This is a genomic window from Streptomyces sp. NPDC040622 (assembly GCF_055593965.1).
In genome coordinates this window covers 149,476-166,634 of record NZ_JBVIXD010000009.1, presented here as the reverse complement: position 1 = coordinate 166,634, position 17,159 = coordinate 149,476, and the positions used below count along the sequence as shown (strand labels likewise).

General features: G+C 70.8%; 20 protein-coding genes and 1 tRNA gene. 10 read left to right on the top strand and 11 right to left on the bottom strand.

From position 1 onward, the window contains the following. The first annotated feature begins 13 nt into the window (after positions 1-13). From bcp to ACZ592_RS26355, 5 genes are all read left to right on the top strand, one after another. On the top strand, positions 14-481 hold the full coding sequence (gene bcp / locus ACZ592_RS26375) for a thioredoxin-dependent thiol peroxidase (RefSeq protein ID WP_223774844.1): 468 nt from the start codon (positions 14-16) through the stop codon (positions 479-481). 144 nt (positions 482-625) lie between these two features. Continuing rightward, entirely contained in the window at positions 626-2,128 is a 1,503-nt protein-coding gene (proP, locus tag ACZ592_RS26370; RefSeq protein WP_471584113.1) for a glycine betaine/L-proline transporter ProP, read from the top strand. A gap of 144 nt (positions 2,129-2,272) precedes the next feature. Continuing rightward, the gene (locus ACZ592_RS26365) at positions 2,273-2,929 is read left to right on the top strand and encodes an HNH endonuclease signature motif containing protein (RefSeq protein WP_471584112.1); all 657 of its coding nucleotides are present in this window, start codon (positions 2,273-2,275) and stop codon (positions 2,927-2,929) included. Continuing rightward, entirely contained in the window at positions 2,926-3,471 is a 546-nt protein-coding gene (locus ACZ592_RS26360; protein WP_471584111.1) for an HNH endonuclease signature motif containing protein, read from the top strand. The genes ACZ592_RS26365 and ACZ592_RS26360 overlap by 4 nt, the downstream gene beginning before the upstream one ends. Beyond that, positions 3,471-3,554, top strand: a tRNA-Leu gene (locus ACZ592_RS26355). Before ACZ592_RS26360 ends, ACZ592_RS26355 begins: the two co-directional genes overlap by 1 nt. A gap of 55 nt (positions 3,555-3,609) precedes the next feature. On the opposite strand, the gene rdgB is transcribed toward ACZ592_RS26355, so the two are convergent. From rdgB to ACZ592_RS26335, 4 genes are all read right to left on the bottom strand, one after another. After that, the gene (gene rdgB, locus ACZ592_RS26350) at positions 3,610-4,212 is read right to left on the bottom strand and encodes an RdgB/HAM1 family non-canonical purine NTP pyrophosphatase (RefSeq protein WP_471584110.1); all 603 of its coding nucleotides are present in this window, start codon (positions 4,210-4,212) and stop codon (positions 3,610-3,612) included. A gap of 58 nt (positions 4,213-4,270) precedes the next feature. Next, positions 4,271-4,666, bottom strand: a complete 396-nt coding sequence (locus ACZ592_RS26345; protein ID WP_471584109.1) for a hypothetical protein — start codon at positions 4,664-4,666, stop codon at positions 4,271-4,273. A gap of 165 nt (positions 4,667-4,831) precedes the next feature. Next, entirely contained in the window at positions 4,832-5,572 is a 741-nt protein-coding gene (gene rph, locus ACZ592_RS26340; protein WP_471584108.1) for a ribonuclease PH, read from the bottom strand. Between the two features lie 195 nt (positions 5,573-5,767). Continuing rightward, the gene (locus tag ACZ592_RS26335; protein WP_471584393.1) at positions 5,768-6,046 is read right to left on the bottom strand and encodes a PTS sugar transporter subunit IIB; all 279 of its coding nucleotides are present in this window, start codon (positions 6,044-6,046) and stop codon (positions 5,768-5,770) included. Positions 6,047-6,224: 178 nt separating this feature from the next. Here ACZ592_RS26335 and ACZ592_RS26330 point away from each other — a divergent pair, with 178 nt between their 5' ends. From ACZ592_RS26330 to ACZ592_RS26320, 3 genes are all read left to right on the top strand, one after another. Next, positions 6,225-7,538: a PTS transporter subunit EIIC gene (locus tag ACZ592_RS26330; RefSeq protein ID WP_471584107.1), complete on the top strand. Its 1,314-nt coding sequence runs from the start codon at positions 6,225-6,227 to the stop codon at positions 7,536-7,538. Positions 7,539-7,794: 256 nt separating this feature from the next. Next, on the top strand, positions 7,795-9,060 hold the full coding sequence (locus ACZ592_RS26325; RefSeq protein ID WP_471584106.1) for a PTS transporter subunit EIIC: 1,266 nt from the start codon (positions 7,795-7,797) through the stop codon (positions 9,058-9,060). Between the two features lie 102 nt (positions 9,061-9,162). Next, entirely contained in the window at positions 9,163-10,086 is a 924-nt protein-coding gene (locus ACZ592_RS26320; RefSeq protein WP_471584105.1) for a DUF7916 family protein, read from the top strand. Between the two features lie 32 nt (positions 10,087-10,118). Here ACZ592_RS26320 and ACZ592_RS26315 read toward each other — a convergent pair whose 3' ends face one another. Then, positions 10,119-11,585: an FAD-dependent monooxygenase gene (locus ACZ592_RS26315; protein WP_471584104.1), complete on the bottom strand. Its 1,467-nt coding sequence runs from the start codon at positions 11,583-11,585 to the stop codon at positions 10,119-10,121. A 63-nt stretch (positions 11,586-11,648) separates the two neighbouring features. Here ACZ592_RS26315 and ACZ592_RS26310 point away from each other — a divergent pair, with 63 nt between their 5' ends. Continuing rightward, on the top strand, positions 11,649-12,266 hold the full coding sequence (locus tag ACZ592_RS26310; protein ID WP_471584103.1) for a TetR/AcrR family transcriptional regulator C-terminal domain-containing protein: 618 nt from the start codon (positions 11,649-11,651) through the stop codon (positions 12,264-12,266). A 22-nt stretch (positions 12,267-12,288) separates the two neighbouring features. Here ACZ592_RS26310 and ACZ592_RS26305 read toward each other — a convergent pair whose 3' ends face one another. After that, on the bottom strand, positions 12,289-13,041 hold the full coding sequence (locus ACZ592_RS26305; RefSeq protein ID WP_471584102.1) for an MBL fold metallo-hydrolase: 753 nt from the start codon (positions 13,039-13,041) through the stop codon (positions 12,289-12,291). 197 nt (positions 13,042-13,238) lie between these two features. On the opposite strand from ACZ592_RS26305, the gene ACZ592_RS26300 reads away from it, so the two are divergent. Continuing rightward, entirely contained in the window at positions 13,239-13,700 is a 462-nt protein-coding gene (locus ACZ592_RS26300; RefSeq protein ID WP_471584101.1) for a type II toxin-antitoxin system PemK/MazF family toxin, read from the top strand. An 88-nt stretch (positions 13,701-13,788) separates the two neighbouring features. Here the strand turns inward: ACZ592_RS26300 and ACZ592_RS26295 are convergent, their stop codons facing one another. The 5 genes from ACZ592_RS26295 to ACZ592_RS26275 all read right to left on the bottom strand — a co-directional run bounded on the left by ACZ592_RS26295 (position 13,789) and on the right by ACZ592_RS26275 (position 17,138). Next, positions 13,789-14,751 (bottom strand): PLP-dependent cysteine synthase family protein, encoded by a 963-nt coding sequence (locus tag ACZ592_RS26295; protein ID WP_471584100.1) that lies wholly within the window; start codon positions 14,749-14,751, stop codon positions 13,789-13,791. Between the two features lie 12 nt (positions 14,752-14,763). Beyond that, entirely contained in the window at positions 14,764-15,042 is a 279-nt protein-coding gene (locus ACZ592_RS26290; RefSeq protein ID WP_471584099.1) for a MoaD/ThiS family protein, read from the bottom strand. 123 nt (positions 15,043-15,165) lie between these two features. After that, the gene (locus ACZ592_RS26285) at positions 15,166-15,273 is read right to left on the bottom strand and encodes a putative leader peptide (RefSeq protein WP_398298238.1); all 108 of its coding nucleotides are present in this window, start codon (positions 15,271-15,273) and stop codon (positions 15,166-15,168) included. 66 nt (positions 15,274-15,339) lie between these two features. Continuing rightward, positions 15,340-16,128 (bottom strand): ABC transporter ATP-binding protein, encoded by a 789-nt coding sequence (locus tag ACZ592_RS26280; protein ID WP_471584098.1) that lies wholly within the window; start codon positions 16,126-16,128, stop codon positions 15,340-15,342. Beyond that, entirely contained in the window at positions 16,125-17,138 is a 1,014-nt protein-coding gene (locus tag ACZ592_RS26275) for a FecCD family ABC transporter permease (protein ID WP_471584392.1), read from the bottom strand. Before ACZ592_RS26275 ends, ACZ592_RS26280 begins: the two co-directional genes overlap by 4 nt. Positions 17,139-17,159: the final 21 nt, after the last annotated feature.

Below are 17,159 nucleotides of genomic sequence, written 5' to 3'. Positions count from 1 at the left end.
GAGGAGACCGCCCATGAGCGAGCGACTGCAGCCCGGCGACACCGCCCCCGCCTTCACCCTGCCCGACGCCGACGGCAAGGACGTCTCGCTGGCCGACCACAAGGGCCGCAAGGTCATCGTGTACTTCTACCCCGCCGCCCTGACCCCCGGCTGCACCAAGCAGGCCTGCGACTTCACGGACAACCTCGACGTGCTCGCCGCCGCCGGGTACGACGTCATCGGCGTGTCCCCGGACAAGCCGGAGAAGCTCGCGAAGTTCCGCGAGCAGGAGAACCTCAAGGTCACGCTGGTCGGCGACCCCTCCAAGGAGACCCTGGAGGCGTACGGCGCCTTCGGCGAGAAGAAGCTCTACGGCAAGACGGTGACCGGCGTGATCCGCTCCACCGTGGTGGTCGACGAGCAGGGCAAGGTCGAGCACGCGTTCTACAACGTGAAGGCCACCGGCCACGTGGCCAAGATCATCCGGGACCTCGGCGTCTGAGGCCTGCCGGCCTCTTCCGCCACCCGGCCCGTTCCGCCGCACTGTGACGAACGCCCCCCCTGACGGGGGGCGTTCGTTTGCATCGGCCATCTTCGAGCAAGTGATCTCAGGGGAACTTGTACGAAGAATGAAAGGAACGACTCCATGGCGGCCCACGAAGCGACCGAGGCCGAGGCCGACGCCGAGGCAGTGAAGCGTCACCGGACCTTGTTCAGGGCCGTGAAACGCCGCAAGAACCCGCCTCTGCGCCGCACGGACATCACCGTCACGGACGAAGCCGCGGTCAAGAGAGCCGTCAAAGCCGCCTCTCTCGGCAACGCCATGGAATGGTTCGACTTCGGCATCTACAGCTATCTGGCCGTAACCATCGGCCACGTCTTCTTCCCTTCAGGGAACGACACGGCTCAGCTGATCTCGTCCTTCGCCACCTTCGCGGTGTCCTTCCTCGTGCGCCCCATCGGCGGCATGGTCTTCGGCCCGATGGGTGACAAGATCGGCCGAAAGAAGGTCCTCGCACTCACGATGATCATGATGGCGATCGGCACGCTCGCCATCGGCCTGATCCCGTCCTACGCCACGATCGGCTTCTGGGCCCCCGTCCTGCTGATCTTCTTCCGCCTCGTCCAGGGCTTCTCCACGGGCGGCGAGTACGGCGGCGCGTCCACCTTCATCGCCGAGTACGCCCCCGACAAGCGCCGCGGCTTCTTCGGCAGCTTCCTGGAGATGGGCACCCTCGCCGGCTACACCGGCGCGGCGGGCCTCGTCCTCATCCTGAACTCCGCGCTCGGCTCCGACTCCATGGAGTCCTGGGGCTGGCGCATCCCCTTCCTCGTCGCGGGCCCGCTCGGCCTCGTCGGCCTCTACCTGCGGCTCAAGCTCGACGAGACGCCCGCGTTCCAGAAGATGGAGGACGCCACCTTCCACTCGGCGTCCGAGGGCGCGTCCACCGTCGAGTCGACGGCCAAGGGCGACCTGGCGAAGATCTTCCGCGACCACTGGCCGACGCTGGTCCTGTGCATCGCGCTGGTCGGCGCGTACAACGTCACCGACTACATGCTCCTGTCGTACATGCCGACCTACCTCTCCGACGAGCTCGGCTACGACGACTCCCACGGCCTTCTGATCCTCATCGGCACGATGATCGTCCTCATGCTGATCATCACGCAGGTCGGCAAACTCTCCGACCGCTTCGGCCGCAAGCCGCTCCTGATGACCGGCATGGTCAGCTTCCTGGTCCTCTCCATCCCGGCCTTCCTCCTGATCAAGCAGGGCAGCCTGGTCGCGGTCTCCGGCGGCATGCTCCTCCTCGGCCTCTCCCTGGTCTGCCTCCTCGGCACGATGTCGGCGACGCTCCCCGCCCTCTTCCCCACCTCGGTCCGCTACGGCTCCCTGTCCGTCGGCTACAACATCTCCGCCTCCCTCTTCGGCGGCACGGCCCCCCTGGTCATCACGTCCCTGATCAGCCTCACGGGCACGGACATGATCCCGGCGTACTACTCGATGGCCGCGGCGCTCGTCGGCGTCATCGCGGTGGCCTGCATGAAGGAGACGGCCCAGAAGCCGCTGTCGGGCTCGCCGCCCTCCGTGGAGACGAAGGAGGAGGCGGCGGAAATGGTCGAGTCCCAGGCCCCGACCCCGAAGTTCTGACCCCCTCCCTCCCCCGCCCACTCCCGGAACGGCCCGCCCCAGCAAATGGGGCGGGCCGTTCCGCATTTCGGACGTGACGATCCGATTGTCGGTTCGTTGGTCTGTGCGGGGCTGCGAACGCGTGGCCGGGAAGGGAGGGGGGACATGGCGGTCAGTCCGTACACCAGGGAGCGCCTTGAGGAGGCGGCCGGTTCGTCACGGACGTTGTCCGAGGCGCTGGGGAAGCTCGGGGTGGACCCCAAGAGTCCGACGCGGCGCTACCTCGGCGAGCGGATGAGAAAGCTGGGGGTGGACACGTCGCACTTCGTACGGGAGGGAACCCGGTGGACCAGGGAGGTGCTGGCTCCCACCGTGGCGGCGTCCACCTCGGTGAACGACGTACTCCGCCGCCTCGGCCTCGAAGTCGTGGGCGGGCACCACACCAACATCAGCCGCAGGATCAAGGACTACGGCCTCGACACCTCTCACTTCACCACGCGCTCCGGCCGCCACCAGGCCGACCGGCGACGGCGGACGCTCGACGAGGTCCTCGTCGAGCACGATGCGAGGGACAGAAGGCGAGAACACCCGGACCGGCTCAAGCGTGCCTTGCTCACCCTCGGCATCCCCGAGCAGTGCGCGTCGTGCGGCACGGAACCACTCTGGCGGGGGCGCCCGCTGCCCCTGGAGGTGGACCACGTCGACGGGAACTGGCGGAACAACCGGCCGGGCAACCTGCGCCTGCTCTGCCCCAACTGCCATGCGGCAACGGACTCGTACCGGGGCAGGCGCAAGGCCCGCCGTGCGGGAGCCGGGTCGTGAGCGGACGCCTGCGCATCGCGCGGCCGGAGCCCCGCGTGCTGCGCGCGGCCGTGGCCGCGTCGTCGTCCCTGGCGGAGACGCTACGAAGGCTGGGGTTCCCGGACAACAGCAGCCGCCGGGCCGCGCTGAGCCGCTGGATCGAGCAGGACGAGCTGCCCGTAGCGCACTTCCTCGGGCAGTCCCATCAACGGGGCAGGCCGGGGACCACTCCAGTGAGACGCGCGGAGGACATCCTGGTGAAGCACCACGGACCGCGCCGCACGCGCACCGTCCTGCTCCGCCGAGCGCTGTCCGAGGCCGGCGTCCCCGAGGTCTGCGACGCGTGCGGAACCCCGCCCGAGTGGCTCGGGAAACCCATGACCCTGGAGGTCGATCACATCAGCGGGGACTGGCGCGACGACCGGCACGGGAATCTGCGGCTGCTGTGCCCCAACTGCCATGCGGTCACCAGTACCTGGTGCAGGGGAGGTCGGAGAGCGACTCCTGCACCGAATCCCCCGATCGCTGCGTTCCGCCCGCCCGGTACCATGACAGGCAGCTAGCGGCGGTGGCGCAGTGGCGACGCAGCAGACTTAGGATCTGTGGCCCTTGATCGGGCTTGAGGGTTCGAATCCCTTCCGCCGCACCGGAAATGGCCTGCGAATCGACGATGCGATCGCAGGCCATTCTTGTGCGCTCTCTCAGCCCACCAACTCCCGCACCACCGGCACCAACGCCCGGAACGCCTTGCCGCGATGGCTGATCGCGTTCTTCTCGGCCGGGGTCAGCTCCGCGCACGTGCGCGTCTCGCCGTCCGGCTGGAGGACCGGGTCGTAGCCGAAGCCGCCCGTGCCGGAGGGGGCGGTGCGCAGCGTGCCGGGGAGGCGGCCCTCGACGACGCGTTCCGTGCCGTCGGGGAGGGCGAGGGCCGCCGCGCAGGCGAAGTGGGCCGCGCGGTGTTCGGCGGAGATGTCGCCGAGCTGGGCCAGGAGCAGGTCCAGGTTGGCGCGGTCGTCCCCGTGGCGGCCGGCCCAGCGGGCGGAGAAGATGCCGGGGGCGCCGCCGAGGACGTCGACGCAGAGGCCGGAGTCGTCGGCGACGGCGGGCAGGCCCGTGGCGCGGGCCAGGGCGTGGGCCTTGAGGAGGGCGTTCTCAGCGAAGGTGACGCCGGTTTCCTTGACGTCGGGGATCTCGGGGTAGGCGTCCGCGCCGACGAGGTCGTGGGCCAGACCTGCGTCGGCGAGGATCGCCCGCAGTTCCGTGATCTTGCCGGCGTTGCGGGTGGCGAGGATGAGGCGGGTCATGCCTCCCAGTATCCCGGGAGGAGGACCGCGGTCGTCGGCGCGGGCCCGCGACCCCCCGTCAGGGCGTGCAGACCTTCGTCAGTTCGCCCGCCGCGTCCGTGACGGGGCTGACATCCGGGGTGGAGTCGCCGTTCTTGATGGACCGGCGGACGTTGCCGACGGCCTTGTCGAGGTCGTCGACGGCCTTGTTGACGTCGGTGTTGTCGGTCTTGTCGCCGATCTTGTCGAGGTTCTTGCCGATGTCGTCGAGGGCGCGGTCCGCCTCGGCCGGGTTGTCGCCGGCGTTCTCGACGGCCTGCTGCAGGTCGGTGACGCTGTCGGCGATCGTGTCCGCGGTCTGGACGCAGTCCAGGGCCTTCGAGACGGCGTCGCAGCCGACGAGGCCGATGCCGGCCGGGACGACGACGAGTGCGGTGGCGACGGCGGTGACGATACGGCGGTGGCGCGCGGCCATGGTTCGGTCCCTCCCCAGGGTGTTGCCGGACGCGCGGCTTTGCCCGCGCGTCCGTACTCGTAACAACGCCCTGCGGGGGGTTGTTGGTTGCTTGCGTGACGGATCCCGGGCCGATCGGTGGCGGCCGGGGCCGGGCCGATGCGGGGCCGGGCCCCCCGTCGGACGCTAGCGCGTGGCGGCCAGGGCCTCGCGCTGCAGCGTGGCGAGGTCCTCGCAGCCGCCGACGGCGAGGTCGAGGAGCGCGTTGAGCTCCTTGCGGGCGAAGGGCTCGGCCTCGGCGGTGCCCTGGACCTCGACGAAGCGGCCGTCGCCGGTGCAGACGACGTTCATGTCGGTGTCGGCCCTGACGTCCTCCTCGTAGCAGAGGTCGAGGAGGGGCGCGCCGCCGACGATGCCGACGGAGACGGCGCTGACGGTGTCGGTGAGGGGGGTGCGGCCGTGCTTGACGAGCTTCTTGCCCTGGGCCCAGGCGACGGCGTCGGCGAGGGCGACGTAGGCGCCGGTGATGGCGGCGGTGCGGGTGCCGCCGTCGGCCTGGAGGACGTCGCAGTCCAGGACGATGGTGTTCTCGCCGAGGGCCTTGTAGTCGACGACGGCGCGCAGCGAGCGGCCGATGAGGCGGCTGATCTCGTGGGTGCGGCCGCCGATCTTGCCTCGGACGGCTTCGCGGTCGCCGCGGGTGTTGGTGGCGCGGGGCAGCATGGAGTATTCGGCGGTGACCCAGCCTTCGCCGCTGCCCTTGCGCCAGCGCGGGACGCCTTCGGTGACGGAGGCGGTGCAGAAGACCTTGGTGTCGCCGAAGGAGATGAGGACGGAGCCCTCTGCGTGCTTGCTCCAGCCGCGTTCGATGGTGATCGGGCGGAGCTGTTCGGGGGTGCGGCCGTCGAGGCGGGGCGTTGAGGACATGCGGTCGAGCCTATCGGGACCTGGGTGAGGGCTTTCCCGTGCCGGGACAGCGGCCCTGCCCGTGCCGGGACAGAGGCCCCGCCCGTGCCGGGACATGGGTTTTCCCGGTGCCGGGACATGGTCTTCCCCGTGCCGGGACATGGGTGAGGGCCCCTCCCCGTGCGGGGAGGGGCCCTCACCGGTGAGTCCGGGGACTCACATCATGTCTTCGATGTCCGCGGCGATCGGGTCGGCGTCGGTGCCGATGACGACCTGGACGGCGGTGCCCATCTTGACGACGCCGTGGGCGCCGGCGGCCTTGAGGGCGGCGTCGTCGACCAGCGCCGGGTCCTTGACCTCGGTGCGCAGGCGGGTGATGCAGCCTTCGACCTCTTCGATGTTGTCGATGCCGCCGAGCCCGGCAACGATCTTCTCAGCCTTGCTGGCCATGTGTTTCTCCCTGCTTTCAAAGGACGCGGCCTCAGCACGCCGTATGACCGCTTTGTCACGGTAACGCACGGTTGGACCATCTTCGCGGGCGGTTACGTCAGTCGTGCCCAATGATGACGATCAAGGTGTCGTCCCTCATCGGGCGGCACTCCACCCGTTCCGCAACTGGTCTACACCAGTTTTCAACGACCGCCAAACCTGGCTTGTTCCGGGAGGGACGCCGATGAGTTCCGCAGCCGCCGCGGTGCCGCAGAAGAAGTGGTGGAACGGCCTTTTCCAGGGCCTCCAGAAGATGGGCCGCAGCCTCCAGCTGCCCATCGCGGTCCTGCCCGCCGCCGGCATCCTGAACCGGCTCGGCCAGCCCGACGTGTTCGGCGACGACGGCCTGGGCTGGACGAACGTCGCCAAGGTCTTCGCCGCGGCGGGCGGTTCGCTGCTCGACTCCACGCTCGGCCTGCCGCTGCTGTTCTGCATCGGTGTCGCGATCGGCATGGCGAAGAAGTCGGACGGCTCCACGGCGCTCGCCGCGGTCGCGGGATTCCTCGTCTACTACGCGGTGCTGCGGGCCTTCCCCGACGACTGCCCGCAGGACACCGTGTTCGGCGGCGCGGGCATGTGGAGCGGGGTGTGCGTGGCGGAGGACGGGACGGTCGCGCAGGCCGCGTACCAGAATCCAGGGGTCTTCGGCGGCATCGTGATGGGTCTGCTGGCCGCCTGGTTCTGGCAGCGCTACCACCGCGTGAAGCTGGTCGACTGGCTCGGCTTCTTCAACGGCCGCCGGCTCGTGCCGATCATGATGGCCTTCGTCGGCCTGGTCTTCGCCGGGATCTGCGTCTGGATCTGGCCGCCCATCGGTGACGCGCTGACCAGCTTCTCCAAGTGGCTGGTGGATCTGGGCTGGCTGGGCTCGGGCATCTTCGGCGTGGCCAACCGCGCACTGCTCACGGTGGGCCTGCACCAGTTCCTGAACACGTTCGTGTGGTTCCAGTTCGGCGACTTCACCAAGCCGGACGGCACGGTCGTGCACGGTGACATCAACCGGTTCCTCGCGGGCGACCCGACGGCGGGCCAGTTCACCTCGGGCTTCTTCCCGATCATGATGTTCGCGCTGCCCGCGGCGGCCCTGGCGATCACGCACTGCGCGCGTCCGGAGCGGCGCAAGGTGGTCGGCGGCCTGATGCTCTCGGTCGGTCTGACGTCGTTCGTCACGGGCATCACCGAACCGCTGGAGTACTCGTTCCTGTTCATCGCGCCGGTGCTGTACGCGATCCACGCGGTGCTCACCGGTGTCTCGATGGCGGTGACGTGGGCGCTGGGTGTCAAGGACGGCTTCAGTTTCTCCGCGGGGCTGATCGACTACGTCATCAACTGGAGTCTCGCGACCAAGCCATGGATGATCATTCCGATCGGCCTGTGCTTCGCCGTCGTCTACTACTTCCTCTTCCGCTTCGTCATCACGAAGTTCGATCTGGCGACTCCGGGACGTGAACCGGAGGAGGAGTCGGAGGCCTTGGACAGGGAGCAGACCAAGGCGTAACTCCCCGCGCGGGGAGGCTCCCGCACCCTCTCCACAAGGCCCTCGGACCTCGGTTCCGGGGGCCTTTGGCCTGTCATTTACGGATATGGCCCAGCCCACAGGAATCGCGGGTTCCTTATGTGTCCTTCACCGTGCTACAACAGGTCTACACCACTAATTGGTGTAGACCACGCGGCCTTCTCGCCGCGTCCCCCGGAGACGCCGCCGTCCCCCACTTCCATGTCCCCAGGCGGCGCCTTGCCCACTGGAGGAAGTTGTGTCCACGGCCAGTGCCGCCCCCGCGGCCGACAAGAAAAAGGGCTCCGGCGTGATGGCTGTGCTGCAGCGCATCGGCCGCAGCCTCATGCTGCCGGTCGCCGTGATGCCCGCGGCAGCGCTCCTCGTGCGGCTCGGCGCCGACGACATGCTGGGCCGGGACTCCTTCCCGACCTGGATAACCAAGATCGCCGGCTACATGGCGGCCGGCGGCGGCGCGATCATCGACAACATCGCGCTCCTGTTCTGCGTCGGCATCGCGATCGGCTTCGCCAAGAAGTCCGACGGCTCCACCGGCCTCGCGGCCGTCGCCGGCTACCTCGTCTTCCAGAAGGTCCTCGGCACCTTCACCGACGACAACCTGCCGAAGGTCCCCACCCCCGTCGACGGCAAGGTCGTCATGGAGGCGGCCCCGGTCAACGCCGGTGTGCTCGGCGGTGTCGTCATGGGCATCGTCGTGGCCCTGCTGTACCAGAAGTTCTACCGCACCAAGCTCCCCGACTGGGCGGGCTTCTTCGGCGGCCGCCGTCTGGTCCCGATCCTCTCGTCCTTCGCGGGCCTGATCATCGGCATCGTCTTCGGTCTCATCTGGCCGGTCCTCGGCACCGGTCTGCACAACTTCGGCGAGTGGCTCGTCGGTTCGGGCTCCGTCGGCGCCGGCATCTTCGGTGTCGCCAACCGCGCGCTCATCCCGATCGGCATGCACCACCTCCTGAACTCCTTCCCGTGGTGGCAGGCGGGCGACTACAACGGCGCCCACGGCGACATCCCGCGCTTCCTCGCCGGTGACCCGACCGCCGGACAGTTCATGACCGGCTTCTTCCCGATCATGATGTTCGCGCTCCCCGCGGCCTGCCTCGCCATCACGCACTGCGCCCGCCCCGAGCGCCGCAAGATCGTCGGCGGCATGATGTTCTCGCTCGCGCTCACCGCGTTCGTCACGGGCATCACCGAGCCCATCGAGTTCACCTTCATGTTCATCGCGCCGGTCCTGTACGCGATCCACGCGGTGCTCACCGGTGTCTCCATGGCCCTGACCTGGGCGCTCGGCATGAAGGACGGCTTCGGCTTCTCGGCGGGCTTCATCGACTACGCGCTGAACTTCAACGCGGCGGCCAAGCCGATCGGCCTGGCCCTGGTCGGCCTCTGCTTCGCGGCGGTCTACTACGTGGTCTTCCGCTTCGCGATCACCAAGTTCAACCTCCCGACGCCGGGCCGCGAGTCCGACGAGGAGATCGCCGAGCTCCAGAAGGTCGAGGGCAAGTAGCCCCGCCCCGTAGCGACTCCCCGCATCCGGGGACGTAAGCCCCTCGCCGTTGGTACCAACGGCGAGGGGCTTTGTCATGGTCCGGGGCATACGGTCGAAGACATGAGCGACAAGAACGACCAGCAGACCCCCCGCATCCTCGACCTCGACCGCGAGGGCCTCGCCGCCCTGCGCGGCCGCGCCCTGACTGCCTCCGTGGCCGCCGCCGAGGGCCGCACGATGATCGCCGAGGTGTTCGCCGACCGCGCCGCGCTGATTCCGATGCCGGGTCAGCCCGGCGTGCACAACGCCGAGCTCGTCGCGGCCTTCGGTGCCGACATCGTCGTACTGAACCTCATCGAGCGCGCCTGGGACGGCGAGCGCCTCGACCTGCCGGGCCTCGGCACCTTCACCTCCATCACCGACCTCGCCGCGTACATCGGACGCCCCGTCGGCATCAACCTGGAACCCGGCGACGTCCCCGAGATCCGCCGCGCCAAGCCCGAGTACGCCAAGCGGCTGATCGACATGGGCGCGGCGATGCTCTGCCTGACGGCGAACCCGGGCACGGGCGGGTCCTACGCGGGGCTCGCGCGGGTCACCGAGGAGCTGCGCGCCGGGCTCGGCGACGACGTGGCGCTGTGGAGCGGCAAGATGCACCACGCGGGCCACCCGGAGCGGGTCACGGTGGAGCGGCTGACGTCGCTGGTGGACGCGGGCGCCGACGGCGTGGTGCTGCCGCTGCCGGGCACGCTGCCCGGCGTCACCAGGGAGCTGGCCGCCGAGGCGGTGGCGGCCGTGCAGGACGCGGGCGCGGTGGTGATGGGCGCGATCGGCACCAGCCAGGAGGGCAGCCACGCGAACGTCGTGCCCCAACTGGCGCTGACCGCGAAGGAGGTGGGCATCGACGCCCACCACTTCGGTGACTCGTTCCTGCCCGGGATGTGCGACCCGGAGGTCATGTACGACTACTCGGTGGCGATCCGCGGCCGCCGCCACACGTGGAACCGGATGGCGCTGGGCGGCCGCGGGCACCGCAGGGCCTAGGCCTGTCCTCACCCGTACCGACGGCGTCCCGGTCAGCGGTGGGTCGCGGACACCGCCGCGTGTGCCTCGGTCCGCAGCGCTTCGGCGTCGGCCTGTTCGCTCGCCCAGGCGACGTGGCCGTCGGGGCGGATGAGCGCGGCACGCACGGCGGACCAGGCGGGGCGCGGGTCGGGCCGGGGTGCCGTGTGCGTGACGATGTGCGAGGCGGCGGGCGGTGCCGGGGTGCCGGTGAAGTGCAGCAGGACGTGGCGGCCGGTCCGGAGCAGCGTGAAGAGGTCCGTGCCGTCCCGGAGTTCGAGGTTGGGTGCGCGGTGACCGGTCAGGGGGTGGTGGTGTGCGGGGCCCGGGTAGGTGACGGCCAGTGCGGAGAGCCGCTCGGCCAGGCTCCGGGAGAACTCGGGCACGGTGGCGATGAGTTGGCTCAGGAGCGCGCGCAGGTCCTGGCCCTCCGCCGAGTAGTCGTTCATCAGTGCCGTCTGGGCGCGGGTGCTGCGCAACAGGTCGGCGCCGACCGGGTGGCGTTCGGCGTGGTAGCTGTCCAGGAGCCCTGCGGGGGCGGTGCCCGCCACGGTGGCGGCCAGTTTCCAGCCGAGGTTCATGGCGTCCTGGACGCCGACGTTGAGGCCCACGCCGCCGGCCGGGTAGTGCATGTGGGCCGCGTCGCCCGCGAGGAGGACGCGGCCCCTGCGGTACGCGGCGGCCTGGCGGGTGGCGTTGCCGAACCGGGAGAGCCAGCTCGGGTCACGCATGCCGAAGTCGCTGCCGGCGATCCGGGTCACCTTGGCGCGCAGCACGTCGAGGGTGAGTTCGCCGGGGTGGCCGGCGCCGGTGCTGTCCGGGTCGCCGCCGACGATGCGGTGGATGCCGCCCGGCAGCGGGACGATCATGACGCCGCCGGTCGGGCCTGACACGGCGAGCACCGGTTCGCCCGGCGGGTCGTCCAGGACGACGTCTCCCAGGAAGCCCCAGGTGGTGGCGTCGTCGCCGGGGAAGTCGATGCCCGCCGCCTCCCGCACGGTGCTTCGGGTGCCGTCGCAGCCGACGAGGTAGTCGGCGCGCAGTGCGTACGGGCCGTCGGGGCCGGTGGCCCGGACGCTCACCCCGTCTTCGTCCTGGGTGAGTCCGGTGATGTGGTGTCCGCGCCGGATCGTGGCTCCGGCCGCGTGCGCGTGCTCCTCCAGCAGCTCCTCGGTGCGGGCCTGCGGCAGGGCGAGCGTGAAGGGGCAGGGGGTGTCGAGGACCCCGAAGTCCATCCGGTCGTCGAGCCCGCCGAAGTGGCCGCTGGGGATGCGCCGCCCCTCCGCGAGGAAGGGGGCCAGCACGCCCCGGGTGGCCAGGGCCTCCAGGGTGCGCGGATGGAGGGTGAGGGCCTTGGAGTGGGGGTCCCGCTCGCGGCGGCTTTCCAGGACGGTCACGGACGTCCCGCCCAGCCGGAGTTCGGCGGCCAGCCACAGCCCGGTGGGGCCGCCTCCCGCGATGACTACGTGCTCGTGCTCCATGGCAGCTCCTCAGGAATGTCTTGGTCAGTGACCAAGACGGGGTGCGCCCAGTAGACTAGGTCGGTGACCAAGAAGCAAGCGGAGGATCTCGCCCGGACCCCGCTCGACCCCGCGACGGTGGTGCGAGCGGCCCTGGAACTGCTGGAGGAGAAGGGCGCGGACGGGCTCTCGATCCGCGGCATCGCGGACCGGCTCGGCGTCCGGATGAACACGGTGCTCTGGCACGCGAAGACGAAGGCGCGGCTGTCGGAGCTGATGGCGGACGCGATCGTGGCCGGGGCTTCGGTGGACGGGCTGCCCGGGCCCTGGGAACCACGGGTCCGCGAACTGCTCCACCGCTACCGCCGCGCCCTGCTGGCCCACCGGGACGGGGCCAGGATCGTGGCCGGTACGTACGCCGCCGAGCCCGCCACGCTCCGCTTCGCCGACCTGATGACCGAGGCGCTGCTGGCCGGCGGGCTCACCGAGCGCGAGGCGGTCTGGACCGGCTGGAGCCTCGTCTACTTCGCCCTGGGACTGGCCCAGGAGGAGCAGGCGCTTCCCGACGCGATGGGTCCGGCCTTCGCACGACGGCTGGACACGGGCGCCTACCCCTCACTGTCCCGAGCCGCCGCGTACTTCGAGGACACCTCGTTCGACGAGCGCTTCGACTACGGGCTCTCCCGCATCCTGGGGGTGTGAGGCGGGGCGGCGGCGCCCGGCCTCAGATCTCGTACGTCGCACCGGCCGCCGCGAGGGCCGTGGGGCCCTCGTAGGCGGCGCGCGCGTCCGCGAGGTTCACCTGGGGGTCCGTCCACGGCGGGATGTGCGTGAGCAGCAGCCTTCCCGCGCCCGCGTGCCGGGCGGCCTCGCCCGCCTCGCGGCCGTTCAGGTGCAGGTCGGGGATGCTCTCCTTGCCGTGCGTGAAGGCGGCCTCGCACAGGAACAGGTCGGTGCCCGCGGCGAGTTCGTCCAGGGCCTCGCAGGGCCCGGTGTCCCCGGAGTACGTGAGGGACCTGCCGTCGTGCTCGACGCGGATGGCGTACGCCTCGACGGGGTGGCGCACCTTCTCGGTGCGCACGGCGAACGGGCCGATGTCGAAGGAGCCCGGCTTGACCGTGTGGAAGTCGAAGACCTCACTCATCGAGGAGGCGGAGGGCGTGTCGGCGTACGCGGTCGTCAGGCGCTGCTCGGTGCCCTCGGGGCCGAAGACCGGGATGGGGGCGCAGCGGCCGCCCTCGTGCCGGTAGTAGCGGGCCACGAAGTACGCGCACATGTCGATGCAGTGATCGGCGTGCAGGTGGCTGAGGAAGACCGCGTCGAGGTCGTACAGACCGATGTGGCGCTGCAGCTCGCCGAGGGCGCCGTTGCCCATGTCGAGCAGCAACCGGAAGCCGTCGGCCTCTACGAGGTAGCTCGAGCAGGCCGAGTCCGCGGACGGAAACGAGCCCGAGCAGCCGACGACGGTGAGCTTCATGAAGCTGGAACCTCCGCGCTGACGGGAGAGCTGGGGAGTGTGCGGTCCGTCGAGCGTAAGGCGCAAAAGGGCTGGTCGCTCCTCCGTCGCGGGCCGTTGTGGGGGAACTCACCTGCGGTGTCACCGGTTCGGGGGGCGCGTGGGGGCGGTGGGGAAGCAGCGGGCGGCGCGCGCGGTGCGCCGGTACCGTCGTGCCTATGGACACGTCGTGGTGGCTCGCGCTGGCCGCCGTCGTGGTGCTCGCACTGGTCGTCACCCTGGTGGACGGCTGGGGTCGCGGGCCCAGGAAGCGGAGTACGCGGCCGCCGGGCAGGACCCGGCCGCCGCGGGGTCCGCGCGGGCGGCATCCCGCGCCGCGCCCCGCGGAGATCTGGTGGGCGCGGGTGCCCTACGAGGACGGTCCCGGCGGCAAGGACAGGCCCTGTCTGGTCCTCGCGGTACAAGGTGGGAGCGCCCTCGTCGCGAAGATCACCAGCAAGTACCGCGGCGAGCGGACCGGAGTGATTCCGCTGCCTCCCGGCACCGTGGGCGACGCGGAGGGGCGGGCGAGTTTCCTGGAGACGGACGAGCTGCGGGACGTGCCCCTCGGGGAGTTCCGGCGCAGGGCGGGCGCGGTGGATCCGGTGCTGTGGGATCAGGTGCGGTACCTGGCGGGCTGACGTCTTCCGGGGCTCGCCCCGGACCCCGCCCCGCACCCGCCGGAGGGGCTGGGTCGCCCCGCCCCTCCGGCCATCGCTCAGTGCTTGCTCAGGCCCACAACTGCCCCTGCAGCGTCTCGATCGCCTCTTCCGTCGTGGCCGCCGTGTAGACGCCCGTCGACAGGTACTTCCAGCCGCCGTCGGCGACGACGAAGACGATGTCGGCGCTCTCGCCCGCCTTGACCGCCTTCTTGCCGACGCCGATCGCCGCGTGCAGCGCGGCGCCCGTGGAGACGCCGGCGAAGATGCCCTCCTCCTTGAGGAGTTCACGGGTGCGCGTGACGGCGTCGGCCGAGCCGACGGAGAAGCGGGTGGTGAGGACCGAGGCGTCGTACAGCTCGGGGACGAAGCCCTCGTCGAGGTTGCGCAGGCCGTAGACGAGGTCGTCGTAGCGCGGCTCGGCGGCGACGATCTTGACGTCGGGCTTCTGCTCGCGCAGGTAGCGGCCGACGCCCATGAGCGTGCCGGTGGTGCCGAGACCCGCCACGAAGTGGGTGACCGAGGGGAGGTCGGTGAGGATCTCCGGGCCGGTCGTGGCGTAGTGGGCGCCCGCGTTGTCGGGGTTGCCGTACTGGTAGAGCATGACCCAGTCCGGGTGCTCGGCGGCCAGCTCCTTGGCGACGCGGACGGCGGTGTTGGAGCCGCCCGCGGCCGGTGAGAAGACGATCTCGGCGCCCCACATGGCGAGCAGGTCGCGCCGCTCCTGCGAGGTGTTCTCCGGCATCACGCACACGATGCGGTAGCCCTTGAGCCTGGCCGCCATGGCGAGCGAGATGCCGGTGTTGCCCGAGGTCGGCTCCAGGATCGTGCAGCCCGGCGTCAACCGGCCGTCCTTCTCGGCCTGTTCGACCATGTGGAGGGCCGGCCGGTCCTTGACGGAGCCGGTCGGGTTGCGGTCCTCCAGCTTGGCCCAGATGCGGACGTCGTCGGAGAGGTGGAGCTCCGCGAGCCGCGGCAGGCGGACGAGCGGGGTGTTGCCGACCGCGGCGAGCGGGGAGTCGTAGCGAGGCATCCGGGATCGGGCCTAGACCATGCCGCCGGCGACGGCCGGCAGGATCGTGACGCTGTCGCCGTCGGCGAGCTTCGTGGAGATGCCGTCGAGGAAGCGGACGTCCTCGTCGTTCAGGTACACGTTCACGAAGCGGCGCAGCTTGCCGTCGTCGACGATGCGCTCGGCGATGCCCGCGTGGCGCGAGTCGAGGTCGGTGAAGAGCTCGGCGAGGGTCTCTCCACTGCCCTGGACGGCCTTCTCGCCGTCGGTGTAGGTGCGGAGGATGGTCGGGATGCGGACCTCGATGGCCATGCTGAGGGCTCCTGTCGGGAGTCGAGAAGTGCAGGTGGTGGGCGCGCGACGGTGCGGTGCTTGCGAGGGTGCGCGGGCGTACGTGGGTGCGGCGCCGCGGCCCGCGGCCGTGCGGCAAAACGGTCAGCGGGAACAGATCGCGCTGGCGAGGCGGCACAGGTCGACGTGCAGGCGCGCGACGAGCAGCAGGGGTGCGCTCGGCGTCTCTTCGCTCACGTCATGGGGAACCATGCGGTCATCGTATCGATTCCCGGTCCGGATCCCGGAATGTGATCTCAGCTGGTGGACGGTTTCCGTTCAGGATGCGGTCGGCGGCAGATAGACGACGGTCGGGGCGCCGGTCAGCGGATGGACGCCGACCTCCGCTGTGACGCCGTACACAGTGGCGAGGAGCTCCGCCGTGAGGACTTCCTTCGGCGCCCCGGAGGCGACGACGCGGCCGCCGTCGAGGACGTAGAGGCGGTCGCAGTAGTACGCGGCCAGGTTCAGGTCGTGCAGGGCCAGGAGGTTCGTGGTGCCCAAGTCCCGTACGAAGGAGAGGATCTCCAGCTGGTAGCGGATGTCGAGGTGGTTGGTGGGCTCGTCCAGGACGACGAGGGTGGGCTCCTGGACCAGGGCACGGGCCACCAGCGCGCGCTGGCGCTCGCCGCCGGAGAGCGAGGGGAAGGTGCGGTCGGCCAGTTCCTGGACGCCGACCCGGGCGAGCGCCGCGGTGACCAGGTCCTCGTCGGCCGCGGTGTCCGCCTCCCAGAACCGTTTGTGCGGGGAGCGGCCCATCGCGACCACCTGCCGGACGGTCAGCTCGAAGGCGGCCTGGCCGTCCTGAGGAACGGTGGCCAGGCGCCGGGCCCGCGCCTTCGCGGTCATCGCGTGCAGGTCGTCGCCGTCCAGGAGGGCCCGGCCGCCGGTGGGGCGCAGCGTGCCGTACACGCAGCGGAGCAGGGTCGTCTTGCCGCTGCCGTTGGGGCCGACGACGCCGACGGTCTCGCCGGGGGCGGCGGTGAGGCCGACGGCGTCCAGGAGCCGCTTGCCGCCGATGTCGTAGGAGAGGCCCTCCGTGCGCAGCGCGCCGACGAGCGGGGTCATGCCGGTACTCCTTCGGTACGCCGCCGCAGCAGCCAGAGGAAGAACGGGCCGCCGGTCAGCGCGGTGAGCACGCCGACGGGGATGTCCTGCGGGGCGGCGACCGTGCGGGCGGCGAGGTCGGCGGCGACCAGGAACACCGCACCCATCAGCGCCACGACCGGCAGCAGCGCGCGGTGGGCCGCGCCGACCAGCATGCGGGCGGCGTGCGGCACCATCAGGCCGACGAAGCCGATGGCGCCGCTGTAGGCGACCAGGACGCCGGTCAGGAGCGAGGCGAGGACGAAGACGGTGACGCGGAAGCGTGCGGTGTCCAGGCCGAGGACGGTGGCACCCTCCTCCCCCGCGAGCAGCAGGTCCAGGGGGCGGGCCAGGGCCATCAGGAGGGCGGTGCCGAGGACGAGGGCGGCGCAGGGCAGGGCGAGCATGTCCCAGCGGGCGCTGCCGAGGCCCCCGAGCGTCCAGTACAGGACTTCCTTGAGGTGGTCCGCGCTGTCGGCGGTGACCAGGATGAGGCTGGTCAGCGCGGTCAGGATGTACGAGACGGCGACGCCCGCGAGGATCAGGCGCCCGGTGGCGAAGCTGCCGCCACCTCCCCTGGCGAGGGCGTAGACGAGGACCAGGGAGACCAGGGCGCCCGCGAAGGAGGCGGCCGGGATCGTGACGGCGCTCGACAGGGCCGCGCCGAGACCGAAGACGCCGCCGAGCACGATCGCGCAGACCGCGCCGACGGAGGCGCCCGAGGAGACGCCGAGCAGGAACGGGTCGGCGAGGGGGTTGCGGACCAGCGCCTGCAGGACGGTGCCGATGACGGCGAGTCCGGCGCCGACGGTGGCTCCGAGGATGACCCTCGGGAGCCGCACGTCCAGGACGATGGTGCGGAACGGGGAGGGCTCCGCTCTCCCCGACAGGATCTGGAGGACGTCTCCCGGCGGGATGCGGACGGAGCCGAGCGCGAGGCCGGCGACGATCGCTCCCGCGAGGGCGACCGTGAGGACCGTCAGGACGGTCAGCGTGCGTCCCCGTGCGCCCGG

Excerpts from the sequence above, each read along its gene's own strand:
- bcp (WP_223774844.1), top strand. The coding sequence starts at position 14 with ATGAGCGAGCGACTGCAGCCCGGCGACACCGCCCCCGCCTTCACCCTG.
- proP (WP_471584113.1), top strand. The coding sequence starts at position 626 with ATGGCGGCCCACGAAGCGACCGAGGCCGAGGCCGACGCCGAGGCAGTG.
- ACZ592_RS26365 (WP_471584112.1), top strand. The coding sequence starts at position 2,273 with ATGGCGGTCAGTCCGTACACCAGGGAGCGCCTTGAGGAGGCGGCCGGT.
- rdgB (WP_471584110.1), bottom strand. The coding sequence starts at position 4,212 with ATGACCCGCCTCATCCTCGCCACCCGCAACGCCGGCAAGATCACGGAA.
- ACZ592_RS26345 (WP_471584109.1), bottom strand. The coding sequence starts at position 4,666 with ATGGCCGCGCGCCACCGCCGTATCGTCACCGCCGTCGCCACCGCACTC.
- rph (WP_471584108.1), bottom strand. The coding sequence starts at position 5,572 with ATGTCCTCAACGCCCCGCCTCGACGGCCGCACCCCCGAACAGCTCCGC.
- ACZ592_RS26330 (WP_471584107.1), top strand. The coding sequence starts at position 6,225 with ATGAGTTCCGCAGCCGCCGCGGTGCCGCAGAAGAAGTGGTGGAACGGC.
- ACZ592_RS26320 (WP_471584105.1), top strand. The coding sequence starts at position 9,163 with ATGAGCGACAAGAACGACCAGCAGACCCCCCGCATCCTCGACCTCGAC.
- ACZ592_RS26315 (WP_471584104.1), bottom strand. The coding sequence starts at position 11,585 with ATGGAGCACGAGCACGTAGTCATCGCGGGAGGCGGCCCCACCGGGCTG.
- ACZ592_RS26305 (WP_471584102.1), bottom strand. The coding sequence starts at position 13,041 with ATGAAGCTCACCGTCGTCGGCTGCTCGGGCTCGTTTCCGTCCGCGGAC.
- ACZ592_RS26300 (WP_471584101.1), top strand. The coding sequence starts at position 13,239 with ATGGACACGTCGTGGTGGCTCGCGCTGGCCGCCGTCGTGGTGCTCGCA.
- ACZ592_RS26295 (WP_471584100.1), bottom strand. The coding sequence starts at position 14,751 with ATGCCTCGCTACGACTCCCCGCTCGCCGCGGTCGGCAACACCCCGCTC.
- ACZ592_RS26290 (WP_471584099.1), bottom strand. The coding sequence starts at position 15,042 with ATGGCCATCGAGGTCCGCATCCCGACCATCCTCCGCACCTACACCGAC.
- ACZ592_RS26285 (WP_398298238.1), bottom strand. The coding sequence starts at position 15,273 with ATGGTTCCCCATGACGTGAGCGAAGAGACGCCGAGCGCACCCCTGCTG.
- ACZ592_RS26280 (WP_471584098.1), bottom strand. The coding sequence starts at position 16,128 with ATGACCCCGCTCGTCGGCGCGCTGCGCACGGAGGGCCTCTCCTACGAC.